Raw genomic sequence first — 2,105 nt, forward strand, 5'->3', positions numbered from 1 at the left:
CTTTCAAGAATTAATTTTCAGGAGGGGATTTAGCATGTGGAACAAACAACTAACTTGGCTATGTTTGTCCATGACTGATTTTGGTAAAAACCTCTCATCTATTCGTAAATCAAGGCAGTTAACACAACTGAAACTGGCTGACCTGTTAGATATTCAGCCCCGCATGGTTGGGCGCTGGGAACAAGGGAAAGCCAAGCCTCAGTTTGATTACATCATCAAGCTGGCGCAGATATTAGAGGTCAGTATTGACCATCTGTTACTGGGTGATAAAGGCAGTGCCGCCCCGGAGTTTGATATCAAAAACAAGCGGCTAAAAGAGTTGTGTAAACAGGCCGATGCATTGAAGCCGGAAGATCAGGAAGTGATTTGTCATTTTCTGGATATGGCTATCACACAAGACAAGATAAAGCAGGTGATTAAGCGATAATCTGTTGATATTTAGCGCGGGGATAACGGGCTGGCACCCGTTACCGCCGCTTACCACAGCAACTATAGGAGTAGTGACTATGGCTAAGGCGCATTCTAAAGCAGAAGCAGCGATAAATAAAGCTGTGAAAACAGAACGTTATTACACGGTGGGCTATGTGCCGAACGGGAACAGAGTCAACGACGCCACACCGGCGATACATCTTAAGGGGCAGTGGCTGAGACAGGCGGGATTTAATACCGGGGGCCAGATTACGGTGAAGGTGATGGACGGTTGTCTGGTGCTCATTCCTGACAGTGAAGCTACGCAACACTATCAGCAGCAATACCAGCGGCAGCAGAGCCAGCTTAATGAGATTAAGCTGCGGATGCGGGAGATGCTGGCTGAGTACAACGCGGGCTAAGGGAGAGGATAAAATGAACACGGTGATTGAACATTTACAGGACATTCAGTTAACCCACATTGAAGCGCTGGCCTTAGACCAACTGGTGAAGCGGCTGAACTGGGCGGAGATACGGGCCTGTGCCGTAAATGACGAGGAAGCGTATCAGATTAAGGATGCGATCGCTAAGCTCCAGTCGGCACTGGCATACTGTGGGTATGCGCCACGGTAGATCATAAGAAAGCCGGAAGATCTTTGTAATCTTCCGGTTTTTTTGTTTAAAGGTAATCCTGCTTCCACTTATCTCCAGAAAGCCATTCTTTCTTATCTACCCGCCATTCATTATTCTTAAAGTGCAATGTATAACGATATTTATTTTTAAATCCTGTATGTTTCTGAATTATAAAAATAGCCTTATTTTTATCCAGCTCTTTTGAGGTGATTTCATCATTATCAGGATCATAATCGGGAGGAGAACTAAGCATTAATGAGACTTGCCGCCCTTGTTTTCTTTCTTTTAAGGTACAATTTTTTGAAAAAATTTCATCCAGCTCATTTTTCATTTTCTCCTTAACTATAGGGGTATTTCTTTTTCTGCTACCCTCACGGTAATAAAATACTTCCCATTTATTCATTTCTTGAATAAATGTTTCAAGAACAGATTGTGCTCTCTCAATATTGTTCATATAATCACCTAATTACTAAAGATCTTTCCAAGAATCCTCTGGCCATCTTGATAGACCAAATAAGCAACTTCTGTTGGCCTTGTACCACCATTTCCATATATAAATCTCCATTTGATGTCTACTAGGCCGTTTGTCTCAATAAATTGCCTTACTTGATCTTCAAATACCCTATACTGACCGCGATTTATTTCTGGCAATTGAGGAAATACATTCTTTTTACCGCCTTGACCGCCAAGAACGTTACCTAATATATGTCCTGCATCATCATCGTTATTACCAAGCGATCTTGCATACTTACGAGATGATGCATTTGTAACTGAGCCTGTTCCAAGAACATCTGGGGTTACAGTTGTTCTTGCTGAGCGTAACCGCCCATTTTTATCAACTTTAACTGTTGGACATTGTGCTAGACCGAACGGGTCAACCCATCCTGTGGGATTCGTCACATATCCATAGGTATTCTCACCACCCCAGAGGCCCGTAGGATCTTAGGGACTATCCCGACGCCATCATACAGTTTAGCGGAGCTTTCCCCCTGATTTAGCAGCCTTTTTCTCCACCGCTTTTTCCCACCCTGTTAAAGAACATGTTAACTCGCCCCGACGAGCAC

5 protein-coding genes are annotated in these 2,105 nt (G+C 43.6%); 3 read left to right on the forward strand and 2 right to left on the reverse strand.

The genetic code is table 11. The features are described 5' to 3' along the window. Positions 1 to 34 precede the first annotated feature (34 nt). The 3 genes from CKY02_RS22850 (at position 35) to CKY02_RS22860 (ending at position 1,041) form a co-directional block, all read left to right on the forward strand. Entirely contained in the window at positions 35 to 427 is a 393-nt protein-coding gene (locus CKY02_RS22850; protein ID WP_021327089.1) for a helix-turn-helix domain-containing protein, read from the forward strand. Positions 428 to 506: 79 nt separating this feature from the next. Beyond that, complete coding sequence (locus CKY02_RS22855) at positions 507 to 830, forward strand: SymE family type I addiction module toxin (RefSeq protein ID WP_112896992.1); 324 nt, start codon at positions 507 to 509, stop codon at positions 828 to 830. Positions 831 to 843: 13 nt separating this feature from the next. After that, positions 844 to 1,041 carry a DUF7706 family protein gene (locus CKY02_RS22860; protein WP_112896993.1) on the forward strand — a complete coding sequence of 66 codons (198 nt, stop codon included), beginning with the start codon at positions 844 to 846 and terminating at the stop codon, positions 1,039 to 1,041. A gap of 46 nt (positions 1,042 to 1,087) precedes the next feature. Here the strand turns inward: CKY02_RS22860 and CKY02_RS22865 are convergent, their stop codons facing one another. Together CKY02_RS22865 and CKY02_RS22870 are read right to left on the reverse strand one after the other, a co-directional pair. Continuing rightward, positions 1,088 to 1,495 (reverse strand): NTF2 fold immunity protein, encoded by a 408-nt coding sequence (locus CKY02_RS22865; RefSeq protein WP_105396953.1) that lies wholly within the window; start codon positions 1,493 to 1,495, stop codon positions 1,088 to 1,090. Between the two features lie 8 nt (positions 1,496 to 1,503). Continuing rightward, a complete protein-coding gene (locus CKY02_RS22870) occupies positions 1,504 to 1,941 on the reverse strand; it encodes a DNA/RNA non-specific endonuclease (protein ID WP_112896994.1) in 438 nt (145 codons plus the stop codon). Positions 1,942 to 2,105: the final 164 nt, after the last annotated feature.

Origin of the sequence: Photorhabdus bodei (assembly GCF_003287735.1) — a bacterium.
In the GTDB taxonomy this organism is placed as follows: Bacteria; Pseudomonadota; Gammaproteobacteria; order Enterobacterales; family Enterobacteriaceae; genus Photorhabdus; species Photorhabdus kayaii.